This is a genomic window from Noviherbaspirillum sp. ST9, from assembly GCF_048799745.1.
GTDB lineage: Bacteria > Pseudomonadota > Gammaproteobacteria > Burkholderiales > Burkholderiaceae_D > Noviherbaspirillum.
This window is the reverse complement of sequence record NZ_JBLWFR010000001.1, coordinates 496,687-521,410: the sequence shown is the minus strand read 5'-3', so window position 1 is coordinate 521,410 and position 24,724 is coordinate 496,687. Positions and strand designations below refer to the sequence as shown.

Genomic DNA, 24,724 nt, shown 5'->3' with positions numbered 1-24,724 from the left:
CGTCAGAACGAAAAATTACTCAGTACATCTGGCATGCCGTTCGCCACGGCCTGCGCCTCGTCCTGGGCGAGCTTTTCAGCGTCCCAGATCTCGAAATGGCTGCCCATGCCGAGCAACATGACGTCGCGCGTCATGCCGACGGCTGAACGCAGCTCCGGCGCAATCAGGATGCGGCCGGCGGAGTCCATTTCGACATCAGAGGCATTACCAAGGAAGACGCGCTGCCAGGCGCGGGCAGACATCGGCCATGCGGCGATCTGTTCGCGGTGGTTTTCCCACACCGGGCGCGGAAAGAGCAGCAAACAACCATGCGGGTGACGGGTGAGCGTAATGCGTCCCTCGCACTGAAGCGACAAGGCGTCACGATGCTTGGACGGGATGGTCATCCGCCCTTTTGCATCGAGATTCAACGCTGACGCGCCTTGAAACACCCTGATTGCCCTCGTGGTTGTCGTTGTTTGAAGTTGCTTGTGATCTGTATCTTGAAGGAATTCTTGAAAAATCCCCCACAAAAATACACTTTTTCACACTGTCGCCCACTTTAGAGGATGCTTTATTTGCGGTCAAGTAATATTCGGGTTCAAAAATGCGATTTTTATCAATGAAGTCAATGACTTAGCGCGTTTCGCTGAAGCAATGCCTCCAGCGAATTCTTAAGAAAAATAAGCACTTACCGCAGACACTGAAGGTGACGTCTCAGCTTTACACATGTGTTTGACTGAGGTATGGAAATTTGGCGAAGGGAAAAATTTGTTGCGCTGGAGAAGCCGGAGGCGGCTTCAGGACTGGGATTCCGGCCGGAACGGGGAAGTAGAAAAGTTGCTGAAAGGAGTAAAAAAATGGTCATCAACCTGCCCGGCCGGGGCGTTCCCGGCGGGACAGATCAGAAACCGACGGCGAGGGTCGCGTAGAGGGCGAGCAGGGAACCGGCGAACGCCGTGCCGTAGCATGCCAGCTTGGCCGTCGGCCCGGGATGGATGCCGACGTCGTGCAGGCTCTTGAAGATGCGGTGTGCCGCGTGCCAGAGGTAGAGCACGATGACGGCAATGATGCCCAGCTTGCCCAGCACGGTCTGTGCGAAACCCAGCATGTTCTGGTAACTCATCACCTCGGGTGACAGGATGAACCCGACCGGGATCGCGATGCCGGTGACAAAAACGAGAACCGGACCGGTCAATGCCGACAACATCCCGCCGGCGCCGAACAGCGCCCAGAAAATCGGTGCATTGGATCGTGTTTTCATGGCTTGGCGCTCCATACTGCGAGGAACAGGACCAGCGTAACGACGACCGCCGCAACGACGCCCGTCGTCGTAATCATACGCCCTGAAACGCGCTTGCCGCCGACAATAATGGGGGGCAAGGTCTTGGGCATGATGTCGAACCAGCTCCAGGTGTGGTACACCATGGCCGCCAGCGCCATCGCATGGAGCGCGACGGAGACGGGATGGCGCAGGACGCCCAGCCAGGCGCCGAACGCCGCCTCCCCGCGCGCGAGGCAAAGCACTCCGGCAAGGAGCATAAAGGCATATGCCGCGACGACCAGTGCGGTCAGTTCGCGCGCCATGTAACGTACAAAGAATGGATTCTTGCGCCACCAGCCTGCCATCGGCCGGACATAGGGCTTGCGGGCATCGGGTTGCATGTCGCTCATTTTCCGCCTCCCTTGCGCCCCAACAGGTTGAAGAAAAAGTCCTTCGCGCTGTTGATCTTGTTGACGTTGACCGCATTGGCCGGATCGACGCCCTTCGGACAAACCTCCGAGCAATAGCCGACCGCGGTGCAGTTCCAGACGCCCTCCTCCGCGTTCACCAATTCCATCCGCTCCGCCTGTCCGCCATCGCGGCTGTCACTGTTGTAACGGTGGAGCAGTGCCAAAACGCCCGGGCCCATGAACTCCTTGTTGAGGCCGTATTGCGGACAGGCGGCGTAGCACAGCATGCAGTTGATGCAGGAGCTGAACTGCTCGTAGCGGTCCCGTTCGGCGGGCGTCTGCAGGTATTCGCCCTGGTCGAGGCGCCGCACTTCCTTCGCGATGATGTAGGGCTTGATGCTTTCCAGCTTGCTGATGAAGTCGTCCGGCCGCACCACGAGGTCGCGCTCGATCGGGAAATGGTTCAGCGGTTCGACGCGCACTCCGCCTGGATAAAAATCGCGCAGGAAGGTATGGCAGGACAGTTCCGGCTTGCCATTGATCATCATTCCGCAGCTGCCGCAGATCGCCATACGGCAGGACCAGCGGTAGCTGAGCGTGCTGTCGAGTTCGTCCTTGATGTATTGCAGACCCTGCAGCACCGACATGTCATCGGTGAAGGGCACGGAGAAGCACTGGAAGAACGGCTCCGCATCCTGTTCCGGGCGGTAGCGCAGTACCTCCATATCGATCGTCCTAGCCATGAGCGGCCTCCTTCTCATGCAGTGCCTCTCCCGCTGCGCCATAGGCGCGAACGGCCGGCGGCGAACGGGTGATCCTGACGTCGCCGTAGCTGATGCGCGGTGCGTCATCGCCTGCATACTGCGCCAGCGTGTGCTTGAGGAAGTTGACGTCGTCGCGCGCCTCGAAACCGTCGAGACGCTGATGGGCACCGCGCGATTCCTTGCGGTTGACGGCAGAGTACGCCATGGCCTGCGCGACATCGAGCTGGAAACCCAACTCGATCGCCTGCAGCCAGTCGGTATTCCAGACGCTCGACTTGTCGTCTACCTTGACGCGCCGGAAGCGCAGCTTGAGTTCATCGATCTTGTCGCAGGTTTCCTGCATTTCGCTGCCGATGCGGTAGATTCCGCAACCACGCTCCATGCTGAGCGCCATTTCCTTGCGGAGTACGGAGATGCGCTCGCTGCCGTCCTCGCGCCTGACCAGGTCGACCGCGCGCTGCCTTGCCGCTTCGGCCTGCTTTTCAAGGAGCGCGCCGTCGCTCAGGCTGACACTGCGCGCATATTGCGCTGCCTGGTCGCCTGCTACCTTGCCGAACACGCACAACTCTGCAAGCGAGTTGGAACCAAGCCGGTTCGCACCGTGGATCCCCACGCTGGAGCATTCGCCCACGGCATACAAGCCACGCAGCGGCGCCTCCGTCTTGCCGTTTACAAGGATGCCGCCCATCGTGTAGTGGATCGCCGGGCGCACGGGAATCGGCTGATGCACCGGATCGATGCCCATGAAGCGCTCGGCGAGTTCGCAGATCAGGGGCAGGCGCTCACGGATATGTTTTTCACCGAGGTGGCGCAGGTCAAGCAGTACTGCACTTCCCTGCGGTGTGCTGACGGTATTGCCCTTGCGGTCTTCATGCCAGAACGCCTGGGAAAGCCGGTCGCGCGGACCGAGTTCCATGGCCTTCTTGCGCGGCCAGGGATCCGGCGGCCCGAGTCCGTAGTCCTGCAGATAGCGATAGCCGTCCTTGTTGACCAGGATGCCGCCCTCTCCGCGGCAGGCTTCGGTGAACAGCAGCCCGGTGCCCGGCATCGCGGTCGGATGGTACTGGACGAATTCCATGTCGCGCAGCGGCACGCCGTGGCGATAGGCGAGCGCCATGCCGTCGCCGGTGACGATGCCGCCATTGGTGCTCTGGCGGAAAACACGTCCGGCGCCGCCAGTGGCGATGATCACGGATTTCGCCTTGATCAGCACGAACCTGCCGGTGCTGATCTGGATGGCAAGCACACCTTGGCAGCGGCCATCCTCGACAATCAGGTCGCAGCAGAAGTATTCATCAAACCGCTTGATCGAGGGGTACTTGATCGAGGTCTGGAACAGCGTGTGCAGCATATGGAAGCCGGTCTTGTCGGCGGCGAACCAGGTCCGCTCGATCTTCATGCCGCCGAAGGCGCGCACGTTGATGTGGCCGTCATCCTTGCGGCTCCACGGACAGCCCCAGTGCTCCATCTGCACCATCTCTTCGGTGCAATGGGCGACGAAGTAATCGACGACGTCCTGCTCGCACAGCCAGTCGCCGCCAGTCACGGTATCGTTGAAATGGTGGTCGAGGCTGTCATGCGATTGCACGACACCCGCGGAGCCCCCTTCTGCCGCCACGGTATGGCTGCGCATCGGATAGACCTTCGACACCAGCGCCACCTTCAGCGCCGGGTCTCGCTCTGCGACGGCTATGGCGGCGCGAAGACCCCCGCCCCCGGCACCGACGATGGCTACATCGGATTCGAAAATGTCCACTTTCGCCCCTTTGTCCGAACGCTTGCTTTCCAGTAAGCAAACCTTTCGATTCAATATAGGCGCGTTGACAGGCGATTCAAATGACGCAGGTCAAAGCTTTACGGGTGATGGAGGAAGGATTCAGATGCACTTGCCCACGACGTAATGGTTCGGCCCGACCTGCTTCAGAGTCGTGACGGAAAGGAAGTTATTCAGGCCCATGAGCTTGTTCGACCCGTTGGCCATCGCCATGAAGAACCAGCCGTGCGCGCGGCCGGCAATCACATGTTCGGCGTTGGCAGCGGTAAAACAGCGCGGCGCCGGGTCGGGAGGCAAGGTGACGCCCGCAACGCGGTCCAGCATCGCACGGATGGCCAGCATCTGGCGGCCGTTCTTGTTGGCATAGTCGGGATCGTCACGTTCGAAGTCGAACCAGTTCCAGCAGGCTTTCGGATTGCGCATGAACGTCGATGTTGTCTGCGGATACAGCACGATGATGCTGTTGACGTCGGCCCACTGGTTGTACCCCGCGTGGCGGATGAACTTGTCGTCCACCTCCTCCGCATTCTGGCGGCAGCCGTGGAAAGCGACGTGCACGCGGCAAGCTCCATTGATGCTCTTGTCGCAACTGGCGGGGATATAGGCATAACCGCGGTCGGCCATGCCGTGCCGCTCGGGATTGCGGTCATCGAAAAACTCCGACTGGTCGAATTCGACCAGCCGTCCGCTCAGGCCGTTGGTGTTTTTCGGGCGCAGCTGGTCGCCATAGATCCATTTCAGGATTTCTCCGGCACCGTCGATACCGCAATTGCCGAGGAAAGGTTTTCCCAGCTCCGCGCACGGGTTGCCGAATCCCTCGGTCGGCATCGCATGCTCGGCCTGCACATCGTTGCGGTACCGGATGTTCGCCTCGCCGATGTAGTGCCGATAGTAGGTGAACAAGTCATTCATGACGGGCTGCGGCACCACGCTGTCGAGCGTTCCGGAAAACATCCAGATGCGCTGCCGCGCCAGATTCCGGGTTGGATCCACCGCGCCGTCGCGCGCACGCTGGTTGGTGATATCCACCAGCTGTTCGATGCTGGTGGAGCCTGGCGCAACCTCGCAGCTCGAAATGACCGGCAATCCGGTGCAGCTGCATTTTCGTGTCGCGATATCGACATCGCCCTGGGCGCAGAAATAAGGCCCACCCGCCACGATACCGACGCCCTTCACCAGCGCGGAATAAGCAACGGCAAACTGTACCGCCATGAATCCGCCCGAGGACAAACCCGACATCGAGGTTTCAGACAGGTCGGCATTGTAATTTTGCAGGGCGACGGGCGCCGCGTGCGAAAGAAAGGGGAACACGACAACACAGAGTGCGGCCAGCCAGGTACGCATATTGTTATGAAGTTATGTGGCCTGCGGAAGAAAGCCGGCTGGTCGTGGGAGGGAGATTCGGAAGCGGGTTGGCGATGGCTGCGCCCTTGTCGAACTGCTTGGCGGCCGCCATGGTGGAGCGCATCCTGCATCGCGAACCTCCACTATTCCCAGTTATCCGTCCCACGGCCAGCAGGCTCTGTTGATGAACGGACTTTATCGCATACGACGTGTCGCGCGTTGAGTTGCCTCAAGTTGCACGGATTGCCGGAAGAGGATGCAGCACGGGGGAAGAATTTGCAGATGCAGATCAAGAAAAGTGAAGCAAGCCGATAGGCCGGATTCTGTTACGGCGATCGGGCGCGAACCCTTTCGCTATGACAGCCATTCCTCTAGGCCGTGAATTACTCCACGGCTCAAGCTTTCTACCCGCACGCTCCGCGAGCAGCATCAATGCGTGCCTATTTGAAATTGCTCCGGGTGGAGGTTACCGCGTTTCACCCTTTGTGACGCGAACGTCGCAAAGACTCGTCTCTGTGGCCCTGTTCCGCGCCTCACGGCGGACGGTCGTTAGCCGTCACCCTGCTCTATGGAGTCCGGACCTTCCTCCCGCCACCTTGCGATGGCCAGCGGCTGTCTGGCTTGCTTCAGGCGACATTGTAGCCCACGAAGCATCCCGCGATATGCTACGTTATTCTTTTTTCACGCAAATCCATCATGGCAAACAGAACCGGCGGACAGATCCTGGTCGACGCGCTCAAGACCCAGGGCGTCGATATCACCTTCGGCGTTCCCGGCGAAAGCTATCTCGCCGTCCTCGATGCGCTGCATGATTCATCGATCCGTTTCATCACCAACCGGCAGGAAGGCGGCGCGGCCTTCATGGCGGAAGCCTATGGCAAGCTGACCGGCCGGCCGGGCGTCTGCTTTGTGACGCGCGGTCCCGGCGCAACCAATGCCTCCATCGGCGTGCACACGGCACACCAGGATTCGACGCCGATGATCCTGTTCATCGGGCAGGTCGGCAATGGCTTCGTCGAACGCGAGGCGTTCCAGGAAATCGATTACCGCCGCATGTTCGGCACGATGACCAAGTGGGTGGCGCAGATCGATCGCGCCGACCGCATTCCCGAGTATGTGGCACGTGCATTCCAGGTTGCCACCAGCGGTCGCCCCGGCCCTGTCGTTCTGGCGCTCCCCGAAGACATGCTGGCGTCGACGGCCGACGTCCTCGACGCGCGGCCTTGCCAGCCCGTCCAGGCATCGCCCTCTCGCCAACAGATCGACACGCTTCGCGAGATGCTTGCCGCAGCCGAGCGTCCTCTCGTCCTGCTGGGCGGCGCCGGATGGAACACGGATGCCTGCAGCGATATCCGCCGTTTCGCTGAAGCGAATGCCTTGCCGGTCGCGTGCGCCTTCCGCTTCCAGGACCTGCTGGACAACCGCCATCCGAATTATGTCGGCGACGTCGGCATCGGCATCAATCCGAAGCTGGCGGCGCGCGTGAGGAATGCCGACCTTCTCATTGCGATCGGCCCGCGGCTGGGAGAAATGACGACCGGTGGCTACACCTTGCTCGAAGCGCCCTGCCCGAAGCAAAAGCTCGTCCACATACATAGCGCGGCGGAAGAGCTGGGACGCGTGTACCAGGCCGACCTGATGATCAACAGCGGCATGCCGCAGATCGCCGCCATGCTGGCCGCGATGCCGCCGGTCGAATCTCCGCAGTGGACAGGCACGGTCGCAGAGGCGCGCGCCGAGCTCCAGGCATGGCAGGAAGAACCGCCCGTTTTCCGCAGTGGCGACGCACCGCTCAACCTTTGGCAGGTCGTGCAGGCATTGAAGCAAACGCTGCCGCCAGACACCATCGTCACCAATGGCGCCGGCAACTTTGCCACCTGGGCGCACCGTTTCTGGCCCTATGGCGGCTTCCGCACGCAGCTTGCGCCAACGTCCGGCGCGATGGGATACGGTGTGCCCGCTGCCGTCGGGGCAAGCATCATCGAGCAGCATCATGGAAGGCGAAGAAGCGTGCTCAATTTCGCCGGCGACGGCGACTTCCTCATGAATGGACAAGAGCTCGCCACGGCGGTCCAGTACCGCGCGGGCGTGCTGTTCATCGTCTTCAACAACGGTACCTACGGCACAATCCGCATGCACCAGGAGCGCGAATTTCCTGCACGTATTTCAGGTACCGCGCTCCAGAATCCGGATTTCGCCGCACTCGCGCGTGCCTATGGTGCTTTCGGCGAAAGCGTCGACACAACCAGCGGTTTCACCGAGGCATTAAAAAGGGCGGATGCGCACATCAGCGAGACCGGGTTGCCTGCATTGATCGAATTGCGCTACGACGCCGACCTGATCACTCCCAATGCCACCTTGCAATCCATTCGCGAGGCCGCGCAAAAATCACGCGCGTAACTTTAAGGCAGGAAAATTCTTTGCGCGGATTCCATATTCGGATGCACGCACAGAATTTTTTCGTGTAGAGAATGTCAAGTACAGACATCGGGAGCCACGAGGGCGTCCGAGGCCTTGCATCGACATTTCCACACCTATGGCACTTGTCTCCATCACCGAGGCTGCAAAACTTGTCCGGCGGAATCGCTCGACGATTTATCGCGACATCGAGAAGGGTCGCCTGAGCAAGACCGTCACCCCAGACGGCGAGACGCAGATCGACACGTCGGAACTGCTGCGCGCCTACGGTACCCTGCACACCGAGGAGGAGGTTGCCGGGGAGGACCCGACGCGCGACAAGGTCAAGATCGCCTTGCTCGAGGAGCGCAACCGCTCGCTCGAACGCGCCCTCGCGCTGGAGGCGGAATTGCGCAAGGTCAAGGACCAGGTGACCAACGAATTGCGGGCACGGATTGCGGACAAGGAAAACGTCATCAAGGTACTGGAAAGCAAGGTGCTTTTCCTCGAATACGACAAGCAGATGGATATTCCACCCGAAGACACCATGCTGCCTCCCGAGAGCGCCCTGAACGAACCGCTGCAATCTCCTCCTGAAACCATCGCAAGACCAAAGCAACGCTGGTGGAAGGCCATCATCGAGAAGCGGAAAAAAACACCGCCGAGGAAGTAACCACTTCGCGCTTTGCCCTGCATATTCCGTGCCTTCACGCGCCTGCAGGATGCAGGAACTTCAACAGGCAGGCCTTCTCCAAACGCTGTCCCATCCAGCATGGGAATACCGTTCAATACATTGAAAGGAGGCACATCATGCGAGTAGCCGATGCGATGACACGCGATGTCCGATTGGCCAGCCCGGACCAGAGCATCATAGAGGCGGCACAGATGATGGCTGACGGCGATTGTGGCGCGCTGCCGGTAGGAGAAAACGACCGCCTGGTGGGCATGGTGACAGACCGCGATATCGTGGTGAGAGGACTTGCCCAGGGCAAGGCCGACTGCAAGATCCGCGATGTCATGAGCCAGGACATCAAGTATTGCTATGAAGACGACGACATCGACGATGTCGCGCAGAACATGGGTGACCTGCAGATCCGCCGGCTGCCTGTCCTGAGCAAGGACAAGCGGCTGATCGGCATTGTTTCGCTGGGGGACATTACCCAGACGACCGATACCGAGATTGCGGGAGATGCGCTCTCCTCGATCTCGGAGAAGTCGACCCAGCACACCAGTACCGGCGCGCGGCCGCACTAAGCGCGCTTGTCGGGATGAAGCGGAAGGACAGGCGTCCTTCCGCTTTTTTTCAATCAGGCAAACTTGGTGAAGTCGGGACGGCGTTTCTCGAAGAAGGCAGTAAACGCCTCCTTCGCTTCCTTCGCCATCAGCATTTCACCGAAGTGCTTGTTTTCTTCCGCCATGCGCGCGTTGATCGCCTCCGCTTGCGCGCCCTTCATCAAACGCTTCGTCACGCGCAACGAGGATGCGGGCAGCGCCGCCAGCTTGGCGGCCTGGGCGTGTGCGAGTTCAGCGAGCTCGGCCACCGGGACCACCTTGCTGATCAGGCCCATGTCGTACGCCTCCTCCGCGCCGAATGCCTCGCCCAGCAGCAGCTTTTCCGCCGCGCGCGGATAGCCGACCATTGCCGGGAACAACATGCTCGACGCGAATTCCGGGCACAGGCCGAGCTGCGTGAAGGGCATCGCGAACTTCGCGTTTTCCGCCGCATAGACGAGGTCGCAATGCATCAACATCGTCGTGCCGATGCCAACCGCATTGCCCGCCACCGCCGCAATCACAGGCTTCGTTGCGCCGCTCAGCGCGCGCATGAATTGCGCAACCGGACGGTCGCCCACTTCGGTCGACGAATTCTTCAGGAAGTCCTCAAGGTCGTTGCCGGCCGTGAACACCTCGGGCTTGCCCTGGATGACGATGGCGCGCACTGCCACGTCACCCTCTGCGTCTTTCAGTGCATCCGCCATCGCCTGGTACATCGCGGATGTGATCGCGTTCTTCTTTTCCGGGCGATTGAACTCGATGGTCAATATGCCGTTTGCCTTGCTGGTCAGAATATCCATGAAGTCTCCTAAGTCTTTTCCTGATGGTAAACGAGGATCGCGCTTTGCGCTGTCATGATCCCGACAGTCCCATTCGAATAGAAAAAAAGCCGCACAGCTATCGCTGCGCGGCCTGTCAATCACTGCTCGATTCTTTACCTTATACGCGTTCGAAGATACCCGCCGCGCCCATGCCGGCGCCGACGCACATGGTGACCATGCCGTACTTCAGGTTCTTGCGGCGCAGTGCGTGGATCACGGTCGCGGAACGGATCGCACCGGTTGCACCCAGTGGGTGGCCAAGGGCAATCGCGCCGCCCATCGGGTTGACTTTGGACGGATCCAGGCCGAGGTCCTTCACGACGGCCAGCGACTGCGCGGCGAATGCTTCGTTCAACTCGAACCAGTCGATCTGGTCCTGGGTGATGCCGGCAGCGCGGCACGCTGCGGGAATCGCTTCCTTCGGACCGATGCCCATGATTTCCGGCGGAACACCGCGTACCGAGAAGGACACGAAGCGGGCCAGCGGGGTCAGGTTGAACTGCTTCAGGATCTTCTCGCTGACGACGATCAGCGCGCCGGCGCCGTCGGAGGTCTGCGAGCTGTTGCCGGCGGTGACCGAACCCTTGGCTGCAAACACCGGCTTGAGCTTGGCCAGGCCTTCGATGCTGGAGTCGCCACGCGGACCTTCGTCCAGGCTGACGGTGCGGGTCTTGACGTCGATTTCGCCGGTCGCCAGGTTCGGGAAGCGCTCGATGATCTCGACCGAAGTCATTTCATCGGCGAATTCGCCAGCCTGTTGCGCAGCGATCGCGCGGCGGTGCGATTCGAGCGAGAAAGCGTCCTGCTCTTCGCGGGAAACCTTCCACTGGTTGGCCACCTTCTCGGCGGTCAGGCCCATGCCATAGGCGAGGCCGACGTTTTCGTCCTTGAAAACTGCGCCGTTGATCGACGGGTGGTGACCCATCATCGGCACCATGGACATGGACTCGGCGCCGCCGGCGATCATCACGTCGGCTTCACCCACGCGGATACGGTCGGCAGCCATTGCCACGGCGGTGATGCCGGATGCGCAGTAACGGTTGATGGTCACGCCGCCAATGGTATTCGGCAGGCCGGCCAGCACGACAGCGTTACGCGCCATGTTCATCCCCTGCTCGGCTTCCGGGAAGGAGCAGCCGATGATCGCGTCTTCGATCAGCTTCGGATCGAGGTTGGGCACTTGCGCAACCGCGTTCTGGAGCACGCGCACCAGCAGGTCGTCCGGACGGACGTTCTTGAACATGCCGCGCGGCGCCTTGCCGATCGGTGTGCGGGTGGCGGCGACAATGTATGCGTCTTGAACTTGTTTCGTCATTTTTTGTACTCCAGATCCGGTTAGTTGCGGACGGGTTTGCCGGTCTGCATCATTCCCATGATGCGTTCCTGCGTCTTCGGATTGTTCAGCAGTTCCACGAAGGCCTTGCGCTCGAGGTCGAGCAGCCATTGTTCGCTGACCAGGCTGCCTTGCTCGACGTCGCCGCCGGACACGATTTCGGCAATCATGGAACCGATCTTGAAGTCGTGCGCGGAGATGAAGCCGCCGTCACGCATGTTGACCAGCTGCGCCTTGATCGTGTTCATGCCGTAGCGGCCGGTCACCGGAATCAGCTTCTTCGCCGGTGCCCGGTAGCCTGCGTCGAACATCGCGCGGGCTTCCGCCTTTGCAACATACAGCAGCTCATACGGGTTGAAGACGATGGTGTCGGTCGGCTTCAGGTAACCCATCTGCTGCGCTTCCAGCGCGGACTTCGATACGTTCGCGGTGGCTGCATTCGTGAAGTAAGTCTTCAGGAATTGCAGGATGTCGTTGCCCTTCGCGTCGTTCGCAGCGCGTACCGCGGCTTCCTTCAGGCCGCCGCCTGCCGGCACCAGGCCGACACCCACTTCCACCAGGCCGATGTAGGACTCGATGGAGGCGACACGCTTGGCTGCGTGCAGCATCAGTTCGCAACCGCCGCCCAGTGCGAGGCCAGCCACCGCGGCGACGACCGGAACGTTTGCGTACTTCAGGTTCATCAACGCGTTCTGCAGCTTCGACACCTCCGGTCCGATCGCATTCGCACCGCCCGCCATGAAGGCCGGCAGCATCGCCTGCAGGTCGGCGCCGGCGGAGAAGGCACCGCCTTCGGTCGCGTCGGCATTCCAGAGCACCAGGCCCTTGAAGTTCTTCTCGGCTTCTTCGATCGCCTTTGCCAGACCGGCAACAACGCCGGGGCCGATGACGTGCATCTTGGTCTTCGTCGACAGGATCAGCACATCATCGTTCTGATGCCAGATGCGGACGGAATCGTCTTCGAATACGGTGGTGCCGCCGTTCGTGCCGTCGGCCACGCCTTCACCGGCGAGCGGTGCGCGGAATGCCTGGCGCTGATACACAGGCAGGTCGAGGCGCGGCGCGTAGGCCTTCTTCGCCGGCGACCAGGAACCTTCCGGCGTGTGCACGCCGTTGCGGCCGTCGAAGACCCACTGCGGCAGCGGCGCATTGCACAGTGCCTTGCCTGCGTCGATGTCTTCCTTGACCCACTGGGCGACCTGCTGCCAGCCAGCGGCTTGCCAGCCTTCGAACGGGCCGTTCTTCTGGCCGAAGCCCCAGCGCAGCGCGAAGTCGACGTCACGCGCGGAGTCGGCGATCGATTCGAGGTGGACGGCAATGTAATGGAAGCCGTCGCGGAAGATGGACCACAGGAATTGTGCCTGCGGATGGGTGGACTCGCGCAGCGCCTTCATGCGCTTGGCCGGATCCTTTTCCTTCAGGATGCGCACGACCAGCTCGTCGGCCTTGCCGCCGGACGGGACATAGTCGTTCTTCTCGCCGTCGAAACGCAGGATTTCCTTGCCCACCTTCTTGAAGAAGCCGGCGCCGGTCTTCTGGCCCAATGCGCCTGCGGAGATCAGCTTCTCGAGCAGCTCGGGCGTCTTGTAGACCGGATAGAACGGATCGTCCTTCAAGTTGTCCTGCATGGTCTTCATTACGTGACCCATGGTGTCCAGGCCGACCACGTCCGCCGTGCGGAAGGTCGCGGACTTGGCGCGGCCAAGCTTGGTGCCGGTCAGGTCATCGACCACGTCCACCGGCAGGCCGAACTTCTGCGCTTCGTACATGGTTGCCATCATGTTGAAGATGCCGACGCGGTTGGCGATGAAGTTCGGGGTGTCTTTGGCGCGTACCACGCCCTTGCCGAGGGTGGTGGTCAGGAAGCCTTCGAGCTGGTCGAGGATTTCCGGACGGGTTGCGGCGGTCGGGATCAGTTCGACCAGGTGCATGTAACGCGGCGGGTTGAAGAAGTGCACGCCGCAGAAACGTGCGCGCAGGTCGGCGCTGAAACCGTCGGACAGCGCGGTGATCGACAGGCCGGAGGTATTGGAGGCGAAGATCGCGTTCGGGGCGATGTGCGGAGCGACCTTCTTGTACAGGTCATGCTTCCAGTCCATGCGTTCCGCGATCGCTTCGATGATCAGGTCGCAGCCCGCGAGCACGTCGAGGTTGTCTTCGTAGTTGGCGACCTGGATCAGTGCGGCGTCTTCCTTGTTGCCGAGGGGAGCCGGGCTCAGCTTCTTCAGGTTTTCGATGGCGCGCAGCACGATGCCGTTCTTCGGGCCTTCCTTGGCCGGCAGGTCGAACAGCACGACGGGCACTTTTGCATTCACGCAGTGGGCAGCGATCTGCGCGCCCATCACGCCTGCGCCGAGGACGGCGACTTTTTTCACGATGAAATTGGACATGTCTTATCCTTCGTAGGGTGACAGAGTCCCCGAGGAATCAGTTTTCTGAATCCCCTGGGATCTCCATGGCTGTTTTTTTCTGCTTAGAACAGGTCTGCTTCGAGGGCCATCAGGCTGGACGCGCCGGCGCGTGCCTGACGGATGAGCATGGCGGTTTCCGGCAGCAGGCGGGCAAAGTAGAAGCGCGCCGTCGCCAGCTTGGTCTTGTAGAAGGTGTCGCCGGAAGCTTCCTTTTCCAGCGCGATCTTCGCCATTTGCGCGAAGAAGTAGGCGAAGACCATGTGGCCGACCACGCGCAGGTACGGGACGGCAGCGGCGCCGACTTCATCCTGGTTCTGGAAGGCCTTCATGCCGATTTCCATCGTCAGCTTGCCGACCTTGTCGCCGATGTCGCCCAGCGGCGTGATGAATTCGGACATCTTTTCATCGGTGCCGTTGGCTTCGACGAAGGCCTTGACCTTGTCGCCGAACTTGCGCAGCTTGGCGCCGTTGTCCATCAGGATCTTGCGGCCCAGCAAGTCGAGCGACTGGATGGTGTTGGTGCCTTCGTAGATCATGTTGATACGGGCGTCGCGCACATACTGCTCCATGCCCCACTCGGAGATGAAGCCGTGGCCGCCGTACACCTGCATGGCCTCGGAAGTGGCGATCCAGCCGTTGTCGGTCAGGAAGGCCTTGATGATCGGGGTCAGCAGCGCGACTTCGTCGGCGGCGTCCTTGCGTACCTGCTCGTCCGGGTGGTTCAGTTCCTTGTCGATCTGCAGTGCGACGTAGGAGCAGAATGCGCGGCCGGCTTCAGCGTAAGCCTTGCCCGTCAACAGCATGCGGCGCACGTCCGGGTGCACGATGATCGGGTCAGCCGGCTTCTCCGGCGCCTTCGGGCCGGACAGGCTGCGCATCTGCAGGCGGTCCTTGGCGTAGACGAGTGCGTTCTGGTAGGCGACTTCGGTCAGGCCGAGGGATTGCATGCCGACGCCAAGGCGGGCGGCGTTCATCATCACGAACATCGCGTTCAGGCCCTTGTTCGGCTCGCCGATCAGCCAGCCGATCGCGCCGTCCAGGTTCATCTGGCAGGTGGAGTTGCCGTGGATGCCCATCTTTTCTTCGATGGCGCCGCAGAAGATCGGGTTGCGCTTTCCCAGCGAACCGTCGGCGTTCGGCAGGAACTTCGGCACGATGAACAGCGAGATGCCCTTGGTGCCCGACGGTGCGTCCGGCAGGCGCGCCAGCACCAGGTGGACGATGTTCTGGGACATTTCGTGTTCGCCGGCGGAGATGAAGATCTTGCCGCCGCTGATCTTGTAGGTACCGTCGGTTTGCGGTTCCGCCTTGGAACGCAGCAGGCCGAGGTCGGTGCCGCAGTGCGGTTCGGTCAGGCACATGGTGCCGGTCCATTCGCCGGACACCAGCTTGGGCAGGTACAGGGCCTTCTGTTCCGGGGTGCCGTGCTCGTGGATGCACTCGTAGGCGCCGTGCGACAGGCCGGGGTACATGGTCCAGGCCTGGTTGGCCGAGTTCAGCATCTCGTAGAAGCAGTTGTTGACCACCAGCGGCAGGCCCTGGCCGCCGTATTCCGGGTCGCAGGACAGCGAAGGCCAGCCAGCCTCGACATACTGCTTGTAGGCGGCTTCGAAGCCTGCCGGGGTCTTGACCTTGTGGGTTTCCTTGTCGAGCGAGCAGCCCTCGCGGTCACCGGAATGGTTCAGCGGGAACAGCACCTCGGACGCGAACTTGCCGCCCTCTTCCAGCACCTGGTTGATGATGTCCTTGTCAATCTCTGCGTGCGCAGGCAATTGCTTGAACTCATCTTCCACCTTGAGCAGTTCGTGAAGGACGAACTGCATGTCACGCAAGGGAGCGACGTATTGACCCATGTTATTTCTCCTGACGGCTAGAACGGATTAGGCTGATTTCTTAACAGCGGTTTTGGGGTTCGTTTTTGCAGCCGGCTTGTCGGCCGTTTGCGGATTCGTGTAACTCTTGATCAGGCGTTCGAACCCGACTTCGGCGCGGTTCACGCTGCCGGGCAACTTCAGGAAACGGGCGTCATGGTGCAGGGCGAGGATCAGGCCGTACATTTCGAAGACGAGCTGGTCCGGATCGGTTTCGGCGGACAGGTGCCCCATCTCGACGGTCTGTACCACGCAGCGGCGCAGGGCGTTCTTCCATGCGCGCACCATGCCGGCGAGTTCTTCGCGGATGGCGCCGGGACGGTCGTCATACTCGACCGCGCCGCTGATGTAGATGCAGCCGGACGCAATTTCAACCGACACGCGCTTGACCCAGCGGGCAAACATGGTTTGCAGGCGGGGCAAGCCTCGCGGTTCTTTCATGCTCGGATAGAACACTTCCTGTTCGAAGTGGTGGTGGTACAGCTTGACGACCTCGATCTGCAAATCTTCGCGTGAACCGAAATGCGCAAACACCCCCGATTTGCTCATGTTCATCTTGTCTGCAAGCAGACCGATGGTGAGCCCTTCCAGCCCGTCACGGCTGGCCAGGTCGAGTGCCACGTCAAGAATCGCGGCGCGGGTGAGTTCGCCTTTACGCATCAATTTGGGTGTCGAGTCAGTCATGTTTGTAGCCACAGTAGTGCCCCATCAAAGAATCAAAAAACAGCGCGGTCGAACTGAAGCGAACGCTCGTACTATTATCTACCGCAGTATAAATGTCAAACGGGAACTTAGAGGGTCGATTCTAGTGGCCTCCCAAGGACAACCAGCAGGGAAAGATCGCCTTGTGGAAAGGGCTGGAGAGTGTGTGCACCCCTTTAATAGCGGGGCATGGAGCGCTCTAGAGCTTGTCGATTTGCCGCCTGTCGCGTTTGGTTGGTCGCCCCTTGATCGCTTCGCCTGGCTCCCGGAACAGCTTTCTTTGTTCTGCCTTCTTCTGCCGCTCCGCAATGCTGCGTTCGGTCTCCGTATACAGTGCTTGCGCCACAGTTGCCGAGCCGCGCGTATCCGACAGTCCCTCGACCGTCACTTCCCATTCGGTCGAGCCGTTGTCGATTTCGAGCAGGTCGCCTGTCTTTACGCCGCGTGCGGGTTTGATGCGTTCGCCGTTCAGGCGGACCTTTCCACCATCCACAGCGTCGGTTGCCAACGAACGGGTCTTGAAAAATCGCGCGGCCCACAGCCACTTGTCGATGCGGACGGAATCAGTGCTCATCTGTCAATTTCTGTAACAAGCTCCATTTTATAGTCTGACCGTGCTTTTTCTATCATGCGGTGCAATATAAGTCGTTGTTTTTTCAATTCTCTTGAATGCGGAAGCGAAAAAACTTTCCCGAATTGCAAGCAATTTTCGGTATGGGAATGCACGGCCGTCATGGACAGCGCTGGGCAGCGCTATCGGCGTCATTGTGTCAGGGGGATGGCTGGGGAGAGATGAAGTGGCGCGGTCGCCAGGTGGGAGGACAGCGACCGGGCCTTGACGGGAAAATTCAGGCGCGGCCGGCGCTGTGTCGCGCCGGCCCGTTCTCGCTAGAACTCTTCCCACTCGCCGCCGGAGCCGGCCGGCACTTTCGGCACGCGCCTTTCGGAGGGAACCGTTGCAGCGGGTACCTGCGGCGTCTTCCGCTTCACCGGGGCCGGCGCGCGCACCGGGCTTGGCGATCGGACGACCGCAACGGCGTGCGCGCCCGATATCCGGAATACGCCCACCATCTGCGCCAGATTGCCGGCCTGCTCCTGCATCGATTCCGACGCGGCGGCGGCCTCCTCGACCAGGGAGGCGTTCTGCTGCGTCACCTGGTCCATCTGCGCAATCGCCAGGTTGATCTGCTCGATGCCCGCGGTCTGTTCGTTACTGGCTGCGGCAATCTCGGCCATGATGTCGGTCACGCGCTTGACGCTCTCGACGATCTCTTCCATGGTCGTGCCGGCGCGGTTCACCAGCTCGGCGCCGGTATTCACCTTTTCAACGGAATCGTCGATCAGTGACTTGATTTCCCGCGCCGCCGCGGCCGAACGCTGGGCAAGGGTGCGCACTTCGGCGGCCACGACCGCGAAGCCGCGGCCCTGTTCGCCTGCGCGCGCCGCTTCGACGGCGGCGTTCAGCGCGAGGATATTGGTCTGGAAGGCGATGCCGTCAATGACGCCGATGATGTCGACAATCTTGCGCGACGAGTCATTGATGGCGCTCATCGTGTCGACCACCTGCGCCACGACCGCCCCGCCGCGGCCTGCGACCTCGGATGCGGATGCGGCCAGCTGGTTGGCCTGGCGCGCGTTGTCGGCGTTCTGCCTCACGGTAGAGGTCAGTTCTTCCATCGACGACGCGGTTTCCTCGAGCGAGCTGGCCTGCTGTTCCGTGCGCGAGGACAGGTCCATATTGCCTGCGGCGATCTGGCCCGACGCCGTCGCAATCGTCTCGGTGCTGTTGCGGACTTCGGAAACGATTTTTTCGAGACTGCCGTTCATGTTCTTGAGCGCGGACATCAGACGACCGGTCTCGTCGCGCGTTTCGACGTCGATGCGTTGCGTCAGGTCTCCCGCTGCGATGCTGCCGGCAACGTCGATCGCCTTTTCCAGCGGGCGCGAAATCGAGCGGACCAGCCATGCGCCGACAATCGCCCCGGTCAGGACGCCGAGGAGAATGCCGGCAATCGACAGGTTCCGGATGAAGACGTAGGACGCCTGCGAAGCTTCGTACTCCTTCTTGCTCACTTCAAGCTGCAGCTTGATGAGGCTGTCGATATCATTGCGCACCGGCTGGAAAAGCGCGTTCATCGGGCCATTCAGCAGCTCCGTGGCGCGGCCGGTGTCCTGCGCGCGCAGCGCGGCAATGGCGGGCTGGAGTCCGTCTGCGACGAACTTCTTCCGGCTCTCCGTGAAATGGTCGGCAAGCTGCTTTTCCTCAGGCGTCAGCATGGTGCCCATGTACGCGTCCCACACTTTGCCGAGCTGCTCGATGTTGGCCTCGGCCTCGGCAACCTGCTGTCCGATCTGTTCAGCCTTCCCGGACACCGCCTTGGCGACGGCAAGCTGGTTGCGATTAAGGAGGCGGACGACCTGGTCGAGCTGGCCCAGTGCGACGAGACGGTCGTCGTACATCGACTTCATCGCGTCGTTGGCCGAGCCGAGGCTCGAAATGCCAAGGATGCCGCCAGCGATCAGCTGCACGGACAAGAGGCCAATCACAAAGACCAGCCGGGTTTTGATGGATAAGTTCTTCAGCATTTTCTTTTCCCGAGGATTGGTATGGGCGCCTGTCGGATCGACATCGATCGATGGACGCTTGTTATTGTTGAAATCTGTCTCGCTTCACCCTGCTTCATGCGGCGCCGGGTGAGCGCGCACCCTCCGGGAGGTGGGCTTCCGCCGGGAGCGAGAGCACCGAGCGGTAACTTGCAACGGCAGCGACACGGTTGCGCACGCCGAGCTTCTTGAAGATCGCGTGCACATGGTTCTGCACGGTCAATTCACTACGCGATAATTTTTCCGCAATCGCACGGTTGGACATGCCGGTCGACATCAGGGCAAGAATCTCCTGTTCGCGGCGCGTCAGGCTTGCCGAACGCCGCGTCTCACCGGCGCGATGGAAGACCCGGGTAAAGGTCATGTGCAGGTAAGGCATGAGCATTTCGAGCTTGAATGCATGCCTTCCCGTCAGCCGTCCTGGAATGCCGCCGAAGCTGAAATAAGTGCCGCCCTGTCCTCCGCCGTCCAGGCAGCCGAAGGCCGCCAGATTGGTGACGCCTGCCGTCGCCGCATTCTCGTGCTCCTGGGGCGACAACTGTTCCTGCATGTCGGCGGCGTTGATGATCTGCGCGCGATACTGCGACAGCCAGCGCTTCACGATGCTCCGCTCGCGGCAACTGGTGATTTTGTCAAAACGTTCGATGCAGGCTTGCGGGCAGTTGACGCCAAGAAGATGACGCACACGGATTTCCTCGCCGAAGAGCTGGCCGATGGCGGCGATCATGCTCTGGTGCGGAAAGTAAGCTTTGACGGGACCGGAAATCCAGTCCTCGAAATCGGGAACCGACACGACATTGACGCCGCTCTCCGCTGCGTTCAGCAGGGCGTGTTTTTCAATGTCGTCGAGGGAAAACTGCGCGTAAATCATGTCGAGGAGTGTTGAGGATAAGTTACCGAGCGACAATGAATGGAATCATCTATTTTCGGCGCCGTGTTGCGCGCGCGCGTCGTGCCGTTAGCAAAGGGAAAAGACAGCCTGTTAAAAGGCGTGGCGCAAGGCGAGGTGCGCGCCGAGCAGCAGCAGTCCGGCGAAGAAATAGACACGGAACTGCTCGGCCCGCACGCGCGACCGCACCCACTGCCCCGCCAGCATTCCGGCGATGGCGGGAGCGAGCGCGAACAGTGACGAAGCAGCAACGGCCGGCTTGAAGAAACCACCGGCCAGAAGCACGCTGCCCAGCGCGACCGTTGATACCGTGAATGACAGCCCCAGGGCCTGCACGAGATCGTCCTTGTTCAAGCCCAGCGCCTGCAGGTACGGCACTGCCGGCACCACGAACACACCCGTGGTCACCGCAACGAGGCCGGTTGCGATTCCAACCACCGGCGACCACCAGCGCTCGGCCGAGGGTGGAACGGAAAACTGCTTCGCGCTCAATCCCAGCAGCGCATACGCAATCAGAGCCACGCCCAGCAGCGTTCCCGCATGCGACATCGAACCATGGTTAAGACCGCCGGCGCCGGCCCAAGTTCCAATACAGAAACATAGAAGCATCGGCCACAGGCGCCGGACGAGGGGAAGGAAGGCGGGACCGGCAGCAAGCTGCCAGATATTGGTGACGAGGGAAGGCACGACGAGCAGCGCAGCCGCCTCCGTGGGTGTCATGAACAGCCCGAGCAGGCCAATGGCGACGGTAGGCAGGCCAAGACCGATGACACCCTTCACGAAACCGGCGAGCAGGAAGGTCAATGCGGCAGTCACCGCCAGCACGATGCCAGGCTCGCCCATCGCCGCGCTACCTTTGTGCGCCTGCGGGCTGCGCCGCAGGCGATGCCGTCGTTGCGGCGGGCTTCGCCTTCAGGCGCATCACGCCGAACATAACCAGCGCCAGTCCTGCCAGTTGAAGCAGTGACATCGACTCTCCGAGCAGCAGCCAGGCCGCAAAAACCGTCATGACCGGCCCGAGCGTGCCGATGGCCGCCGCCTGGCCGGCGCCGAGGCGCTGGATCGCGAGCGAGAGCCACCAGACCGGCAGCACCGTGGAGAAGACCGCCATCATCAGCGCATGGCCCCAGACGGCGGCAGGTAGCGCTGCCAGCGAGTGCGGCTGCCCGAACAGAAGGAAGTGCGCGAGGACGAGCACGGATGAGGCGCTGCCGGCCAGTCCGGCAAGACGCGTCGATCCGATGCGCCCGACCATGCTGCCGGTGCCGTGGTAGTACATCGCATAGGTCACGGCGCTGGCAAACACCCATGCCGCCCCCAGCGCCACATCGGAACCGTTTCCACGCTGGCTGAAGTCGTGGACGAACGCAATGGCCAGCCCCGCATAGCAGATCGCCATGGCCTGCCACGCCCGCTTCCCCGGAGGCTGGCGCATCAGCCACGCCTGCAGGAGCAGCACCAGGGTCGGGTAGAGATACAGGATCATGCGTTCCAGGCCGGCGGTAATATAGGTCAGGCCGTAGAAATCGAACAGGCTGGACAAGTAGTAGCCGACACAGCCCAGCATCAGGATGCGAAGCGCATCTGCGCCGCCCAGGCGGGGAGCGCCCTCGCCGCCCGTACGCAGGATCAGCCAGGCGAACAGCGGCAGCGCGAATCCCATCCGCATGGCCAACAGGGTCAGCGCATCCACCGGCGCTGCCGCATAGGCAAGCTTGACGAAGACCGCCTTCATCGAAAACCCGGCGGCGGCGAGCACGGCATACAGCCGTCCGTCGTGCAGCCAGCGCGTGAAATGATCGGAGAGGGTGCGGGTCATGGTGTGGCTTGGATGAAATGCGTTCCTTATTCTGCCGCGAAGTCAAAATGGTTAAAATGCTTACTTCGTGTACTTAGCCTTCGCGAATGGAGAAACCTTGCATTTCGACCTCACCGATCTGCGCCTCATTGTCGCGGTTGCCGACTGCGGGAGCCTGAGCCGCGCGGCGGCGGAATTCCCCATCGCATTGTCAGCGGCCAGCAACCGCTTGCGACTGCTGGAGCAGCGGCTGGGTGTGCGGCTGTTCGAGCGCCACGCCGATGGCATGGCGCCGACGCCGGCCGGCCGGATCGCGCTCGACCATGCGCGCCGCGTTATTGCGGAGGCGCAGCAACTGACCCAGGCGCTGGATGGCCTCGCAGGACGGCAGCGGGTCAGCGTCAGGCTGGCGGCCAATACGGTCGCCAACAGCACCTTCCTGCCGCCGGCGCTCGGCCCTTTCCTCAATGATTACCCGGAAGTCGACCTGCACGTGGAGGAGCGCCCCAGTCAGGACATCCTGCGGGCGGTGCAGGATGGCGACATCGACATCGGCGTCCTGGACGGCAACCTGGCGATGCCGGACGTCGTGTCCTTGCCCTTCCGGCATGACCGGCTCGTCCTGCTTGTGCCGAACGGGCACGCGCTCGCCGCACGCGGACACTGCCTGTTCCGCGACGCGCTCGGCTTTGCCTTCGTCGGCATGCCGTCGGAGCGAGCGATGCAGCGCTTCGTGGAAGAGATGGCCACCCTGCTCGGCAAACCGCTCACGGTGCGCGTGCGCGCACCGAGTTTCTTTGCCATCTCGCAGCTGGTGGCGCAGGACGTGGGCCTCACCGTCCTGCCCGAAGCGGCCGCACAGCGCCACAGCGGCACGCTGCCCGTTTCGATCGTGACGCTCGACGACGGCTGGGCGACGCGCGAACTGCGGCTTTGCGTGCGTTCGCTCGAAGGCTTGACAGCGCAGGGCCGCCAGCTCGTCGCTTACCTTACTGGAGCTTAATGTAGCTGCGAGGGATTGGCGTCCCCGATGTCGTCGATTAGCGCGCCGTTCGAGATCACTTCGCCTATCGTCGCCTCCTGGAACCATGCCTGCACCTGCTGCAGGTGCACCCGCTCTTCATCCAGCGCCACGGAAAAATCCGTGATCAGGGAATTTTGATTCTGGTCTTCCGCCAGCGCGATCAGGAGTTCCCAGCCGGCGTTGTCGGTCATCTCGGCAACGAGAATGGCGTGCAGCGATTGTGCGATCGTGGTGCGCGGATCGGTCACCACCTGCATCAATCCCATCGACTCCACGCCCACCAGGTCGGCGCACGGCGTCTGCGACGTCGGATCGCCGCCCAGCGTCTGGATGGCGTCGGCCACAATGGCGAAGTGTCGTGCTTCGTCCTGCCGGATCTTCTGCAGGTCGGCCAGCGTCATGCTGGTCGACTGGTCCTGCATGGTCTCGAACTTGGTAATCAGCGCATCGTACAAGCGCGTGCCGGTGCGTTCGAAGGCGAGGCGTTCGCCCAACTTGTCCAGCAGCAGTTGCGGCTGGTCGCCGGTCAGCATCGACACGCCGGTGGTCAGCGCACCGCGCACCGTGCCCGGCACAGGGACCGAACCGATCGGATCGGATTCAGCGATATAGGCGCTGCGGATTTCCGCCAGCGCGCTGTCGTCGCCCGGTGTCGCGGGCGTCATCGATGCGGGCGTCCCCGTCATCGCGTTGGCATCGAACGGCGACATTTGCATGCCGGTGCGGTTCATGCCCATGGGGGTCTGCTCTTTCATTGCTGCTCCTTGCTTTCGATTCGATTGCATCACACCGCGACTGCCACTTTGCGGTTGAGTTCGGTGCCGGGATTCCAGACGTAACCGCCGGCGACGGATTCACTGGGAGAACCGTCGGAGTTGATGTGCGTGCGGTAGTCGATCGAGGCCTGGCTTTCCTGCGACTTGTTGACGAACTGCGTGCCTTTGGCGCGCAGGTCGACTTCCTGCGCCAGCACCTGCCGTACGAAATCGCGCTGGCTGGCAAATTGCACCGGTTCCGGCAGGTCGGTCGGGAACAGTTCGGCGGGATCGCGCTTCTCATGCTGCTTGAACAGCTCGGCGACGGTATGGAAATGGCCGAGCTCGTAATCGAGGAAACGTTCCCAGATCGCCTTGATGCGCGGGTTGGTCTCCTGCTGCACGCAGCTGTAATAGTTGTACACCTCCATTGCCTCGTGCATGAGCCATTGTTCGAGCAGCGTTTCATCGGGACTGATGATCGAACCGTATTGCGTCACGTGCTGCTCTTCGATCGAGGCAATTTCCGCATAGAGCTGGCGTGCAACCGGGTCGGCGAACAGCGGACCGATATTCATGTAGTAATCGTGCGTCTGGAACTCCGCCGCGGTGATCATGATGGCGTGCAGCTTGGTCAGCGGCGCAGCCGTCTTGCGGTCGTAAGACTCGCGCACGTCATCCTGCGGATGGCGATGTTCGTCCACGGTCGGACGGCCGGGCAGGATGTCGGTATAGCTCTGCAGGATGTTGTTCGCATCCTTGCCCTCCAGCCGGTCCAGCAGTGCGGAATAGCGGTACAGGTGGTCAAAGTCTTCCAGCAGGCCGAAGCGGTATGCCTGGGCGAAATAGGGGTCGGGTTCGCGCTGTGCAACAGCGGCGGTCACTTCGATTGCCACCTGTTCATAGGCAATCGTCGTTTCCAGCGGCGAATGGTCCGGCCCGAGCAGCCAGTTGATCATCGTGGCCTGGTGCTGTTCGGTCCGGCGGATCTGCGCCAGCTTCAGCCGCAGGTCGCGGCTCATGCGTGCGGCAATGTGCTGGAAGCGCAGGGAATCGAGTTCGATGCCGTTCATGAGGATGATGCGGACACGGGTGAAGGCGTCGTCGTCGAGCTTGCTGATCGGCTTGCCGACCATGTCGCGCCAGGTAAAGCGCTGCTGCTCAAGCGCGCAGCCTTTCGCACTGAATAGATTGAGGGACATTGCGGTACTCCTTTCATGCCTGTCTGGGGGATCGCCCGCGGGGAGCGTGAAGGGGGAGATGTCGCAAATACCGTGCCGGTCGCGGCAGCATGAAGGCGCCGTTATTG

At 61.5% G+C, this 24,724-nt stretch carries 22 protein-coding genes and 1 other RNA gene; 4 read left to right on the top strand and 19 right to left on the bottom strand.

Features of this window, described 5'->3' with window-relative positions; genetic code table 11:
* Positions 1-2: 2 nt before the first annotated feature.
* From mraZ to rnpB, 7 genes are all read right to left on the bottom strand, one after another.
* Positions 3-431: a division/cell wall cluster transcriptional repressor MraZ gene (gene mraZ / locus ACNOHI_RS02550; protein WP_420473057.1), complete on the bottom strand. Its 429-nt coding sequence runs from the start codon at positions 429-431 to the stop codon at positions 3-5.
* A gap of 452 nt (positions 432-883) precedes the next feature.
* Entirely contained in the window at positions 884-1,243 is a 360-nt protein-coding gene (gene frdD / locus ACNOHI_RS02545) for a fumarate reductase subunit FrdD (RefSeq protein ID WP_420473056.1), read from the bottom strand.
* A complete protein-coding gene (locus tag ACNOHI_RS02540; RefSeq protein ID WP_420473055.1) occupies positions 1,240-1,653 on the bottom strand; it encodes a fumarate reductase subunit C in 414 nt (137 codons plus the stop codon). Before ACNOHI_RS02540 ends, frdD begins: the two co-directional genes overlap by 4 nt.
* Positions 1,650-2,396: a succinate dehydrogenase/fumarate reductase iron-sulfur subunit gene (locus ACNOHI_RS02535; RefSeq protein WP_420473054.1), complete on the bottom strand. Its 747-nt coding sequence runs from the start codon at positions 2,394-2,396 to the stop codon at positions 1,650-1,652. The genes ACNOHI_RS02540 and ACNOHI_RS02535 overlap by 4 nt, the downstream gene beginning before the upstream one ends.
* Positions 2,389-4,173 carry a fumarate reductase (quinol) flavoprotein subunit gene (gene frdA, locus ACNOHI_RS02530; RefSeq protein WP_420473053.1) on the bottom strand — a complete coding sequence of 595 codons (1,785 nt, stop codon included), beginning with the start codon at positions 4,171-4,173 and terminating at the stop codon, positions 2,389-2,391. Before frdA ends, ACNOHI_RS02535 begins: the two co-directional genes overlap by 8 nt.
* A gap of 120 nt (positions 4,174-4,293) precedes the next feature.
* Entirely contained in the window at positions 4,294-5,535 is a 1,242-nt protein-coding gene (locus ACNOHI_RS02525) for a PHA-depolymerase-like protein (RefSeq protein ID WP_420473052.1), read from the bottom strand.
* A gap of 296 nt (positions 5,536-5,831) precedes the next feature.
* Positions 5,832-6,163: RNase P RNA component class A (rnpB, locus tag ACNOHI_RS02520), an RNA gene on the bottom strand.
* A 68-nt stretch (positions 6,164-6,231) separates the two neighbouring features.
* Between rnpB and ACNOHI_RS02515 the strand changes: the two genes are divergently transcribed.
* The 3 genes from ACNOHI_RS02515 (at position 6,232) to ACNOHI_RS02505 (ending at position 9,186) form a co-directional block, all read left to right on the top strand.
* The gene (locus ACNOHI_RS02515; RefSeq protein WP_420473051.1) at positions 6,232-7,935 is read left to right on the top strand and encodes a thiamine pyrophosphate-binding protein; all 1,704 of its coding nucleotides are present in this window, start codon (positions 6,232-6,234) and stop codon (positions 7,933-7,935) included.
* Positions 7,936-8,071: 136 nt separating this feature from the next.
* On the top strand, positions 8,072-8,605 hold the full coding sequence (locus ACNOHI_RS02510; RefSeq protein ID WP_420473050.1) for a hypothetical protein: 534 nt from the start codon (positions 8,072-8,074) through the stop codon (positions 8,603-8,605).
* Between the two features lie 137 nt (positions 8,606-8,742).
* Positions 8,743-9,186 (top strand): CBS domain-containing protein, encoded by a 444-nt coding sequence (locus tag ACNOHI_RS02505; RefSeq protein WP_420473049.1) that lies wholly within the window; start codon positions 8,743-8,745, stop codon positions 9,184-9,186.
* Between the two features lie 53 nt (positions 9,187-9,239).
* Here the strand turns inward: ACNOHI_RS02505 and ACNOHI_RS02500 are convergent, their stop codons facing one another.
* The 10 genes from ACNOHI_RS02500 to ACNOHI_RS02455 all read right to left on the bottom strand — a co-directional run bounded on the left by ACNOHI_RS02500 (position 9,240) and on the right by ACNOHI_RS02455 (position 21,657).
* On the bottom strand, positions 9,240-10,007 hold the full coding sequence (locus tag ACNOHI_RS02500) for an enoyl-CoA hydratase (RefSeq protein WP_420473048.1): 768 nt from the start codon (positions 10,005-10,007) through the stop codon (positions 9,240-9,242).
* Between the two features lie 139 nt (positions 10,008-10,146).
* The gene (locus ACNOHI_RS02495; RefSeq protein WP_420473047.1) at positions 10,147-11,343 is read right to left on the bottom strand and encodes an acetyl-CoA C-acyltransferase; all 1,197 of its coding nucleotides are present in this window, start codon (positions 11,341-11,343) and stop codon (positions 10,147-10,149) included.
* A gap of 20 nt (positions 11,344-11,363) precedes the next feature.
* Entirely contained in the window at positions 11,364-13,751 is a 2,388-nt protein-coding gene (locus ACNOHI_RS02490) for a 3-hydroxyacyl-CoA dehydrogenase/enoyl-CoA hydratase family protein (protein WP_420473046.1), read from the bottom strand.
* Between the two features lie 83 nt (positions 13,752-13,834).
* Complete coding sequence (locus ACNOHI_RS02485) at positions 13,835-15,625, bottom strand: acyl-CoA dehydrogenase C-terminal domain-containing protein (RefSeq protein ID WP_420473045.1); 1,791 nt, start codon at positions 15,623-15,625, stop codon at positions 13,835-13,837.
* A gap of 27 nt (positions 15,626-15,652) precedes the next feature.
* Positions 15,653-16,303 (bottom strand): TetR/AcrR family transcriptional regulator, encoded by a 651-nt coding sequence (locus ACNOHI_RS02480; protein ID WP_420473242.1) that lies wholly within the window; start codon positions 16,301-16,303, stop codon positions 15,653-15,655.
* A gap of 241 nt (positions 16,304-16,544) precedes the next feature.
* On the bottom strand, positions 16,545-16,919 hold the full coding sequence (locus tag ACNOHI_RS02475) for an RNA-binding S4 domain-containing protein (protein WP_420473044.1): 375 nt from the start codon (positions 16,917-16,919) through the stop codon (positions 16,545-16,547).
* Between the two features lie 314 nt (positions 16,920-17,233).
* On the bottom strand, positions 17,234-18,931 hold the full coding sequence (locus ACNOHI_RS02470) for a methyl-accepting chemotaxis protein (protein WP_420473043.1): 1,698 nt from the start codon (positions 18,929-18,931) through the stop codon (positions 17,234-17,236).
* A 94-nt stretch (positions 18,932-19,025) separates the two neighbouring features.
* Positions 19,026-19,820, bottom strand: a complete 795-nt coding sequence (locus ACNOHI_RS02465; RefSeq protein ID WP_420473042.1) for a helix-turn-helix domain-containing protein — start codon at positions 19,818-19,820, stop codon at positions 19,026-19,028.
* Positions 19,821-19,931: 111 nt separating this feature from the next.
* Entirely contained in the window at positions 19,932-20,681 is a 750-nt protein-coding gene (locus tag ACNOHI_RS02460) for a sulfite exporter TauE/SafE family protein (RefSeq protein WP_420473041.1), read from the bottom strand.
* Between the two features lie 7 nt (positions 20,682-20,688).
* Positions 20,689-21,657 carry a DMT family transporter gene (locus ACNOHI_RS02455; RefSeq protein ID WP_420473040.1) on the bottom strand — a complete coding sequence of 323 codons (969 nt, stop codon included), beginning with the start codon at positions 21,655-21,657 and terminating at the stop codon, positions 20,689-20,691.
* A gap of 97 nt (positions 21,658-21,754) precedes the next feature.
* Here ACNOHI_RS02455 and ACNOHI_RS02450 point away from each other — a divergent pair, with 97 nt between their 5' ends.
* Positions 21,755-22,639, top strand: a complete 885-nt coding sequence (locus ACNOHI_RS02450; protein ID WP_420473039.1) for a LysR substrate-binding domain-containing protein — start codon at positions 21,755-21,757, stop codon at positions 22,637-22,639.
* On the opposite strand, the gene ACNOHI_RS02445 is transcribed toward ACNOHI_RS02450, so the two are convergent.
* On the bottom strand, positions 22,636-23,415 hold the full coding sequence (locus tag ACNOHI_RS02445; RefSeq protein ID WP_420473038.1) for a ferritin-like domain-containing protein: 780 nt from the start codon (positions 23,413-23,415) through the stop codon (positions 22,636-22,638). The genes ACNOHI_RS02450 and ACNOHI_RS02445 overlap by 4 nt on opposite strands.
* A gap of 29 nt (positions 23,416-23,444) precedes the next feature.
* A complete protein-coding gene (locus ACNOHI_RS02440) occupies positions 23,445-24,617 on the bottom strand; it encodes a hypothetical protein (RefSeq protein ID WP_420473037.1) in 1,173 nt (390 codons plus the stop codon).
* Positions 24,618-24,724 lie beyond the last annotated feature (107 nt).

Coding starts and splice junctions, on each gene's coding strand:
- frdD (WP_420473056.1), bottom strand. CDS start 1,243: ATGAAAACACGATCCAATGCACCGATTTTCTGGGCGCTGTTCGGCGCC.
- ACNOHI_RS02540 (WP_420473055.1), bottom strand. CDS start 1,653: ATGAGCGACATGCAACCCGATGCCCGCAAGCCCTATGTCCGGCCGATG.
- ACNOHI_RS02535 (WP_420473054.1), bottom strand. CDS start 2,396: ATGGCTAGGACGATCGATATGGAGGTACTGCGCTACCGCCCGGAACAG.
- ACNOHI_RS02525 (WP_420473052.1), bottom strand. CDS start 5,535: ATGCGTACCTGGCTGGCCGCACTCTGTGTTGTCGTGTTCCCCTTTCTT.
- ACNOHI_RS02515 (WP_420473051.1), top strand. CDS start 6,232: ATGGCAAACAGAACCGGCGGACAGATCCTGGTCGACGCGCTCAAGACC.
- ACNOHI_RS02510 (WP_420473050.1), top strand. CDS start 8,072: ATGGCACTTGTCTCCATCACCGAGGCTGCAAAACTTGTCCGGCGGAAT.
- ACNOHI_RS02505 (WP_420473049.1), top strand. CDS start 8,743: ATGCGAGTAGCCGATGCGATGACACGCGATGTCCGATTGGCCAGCCCG.
- ACNOHI_RS02500 (WP_420473048.1), bottom strand. CDS start 10,007: ATGGATATTCTGACCAGCAAGGCAAACGGCATATTGACCATCGAGTTC.
- ACNOHI_RS02495 (WP_420473047.1), bottom strand. CDS start 11,343: ATGACGAAACAAGTTCAAGACGCATACATTGTCGCCGCCACCCGCACA.
- ACNOHI_RS02490 (WP_420473046.1), bottom strand. CDS start 13,751: ATGTCCAATTTCATCGTGAAAAAAGTCGCCGTCCTCGGCGCAGGCGTG.
- ACNOHI_RS02485 (WP_420473045.1), bottom strand. CDS start 15,625: ATGGGTCAATACGTCGCTCCCTTGCGTGACATGCAGTTCGTCCTTCAC.
- ACNOHI_RS02480 (WP_420473242.1), bottom strand. CDS start 16,303: ATGCGTAAAGGCGAACTCACCCGCGCCGCGATTCTTGACGTGGCACTC.
- ACNOHI_RS02475 (WP_420473044.1), bottom strand. CDS start 16,919: ATGAGCACTGATTCCGTCCGCATCGACAAGTGGCTGTGGGCCGCGCGA.
- ACNOHI_RS02470 (WP_420473043.1), bottom strand. CDS start 18,931: ATGCTGAAGAACTTATCCATCAAAACCCGGCTGGTCTTTGTGATTGGC.
- ACNOHI_RS02465 (WP_420473042.1), bottom strand. CDS start 19,820: ATGATTTACGCGCAGTTTTCCCTCGACGACATTGAAAAACACGCCCTG.
- ACNOHI_RS02460 (WP_420473041.1), bottom strand. CDS start 20,681: ATGGGCGAGCCTGGCATCGTGCTGGCGGTGACTGCCGCATTGACCTTC.
- ACNOHI_RS02455 (WP_420473040.1), bottom strand. CDS start 21,657: ATGACCCGCACCCTCTCCGATCATTTCACGCGCTGGCTGCACGACGGA.
- ACNOHI_RS02445 (WP_420473038.1), bottom strand. CDS start 23,415: ATGAAAGAGCAGACCCCCATGGGCATGAACCGCACCGGCATGCAAATG.
- ACNOHI_RS02440 (WP_420473037.1), bottom strand. CDS start 24,617: ATGTCCCTCAATCTATTCAGTGCGAAAGGCTGCGCGCTTGAGCAGCAG.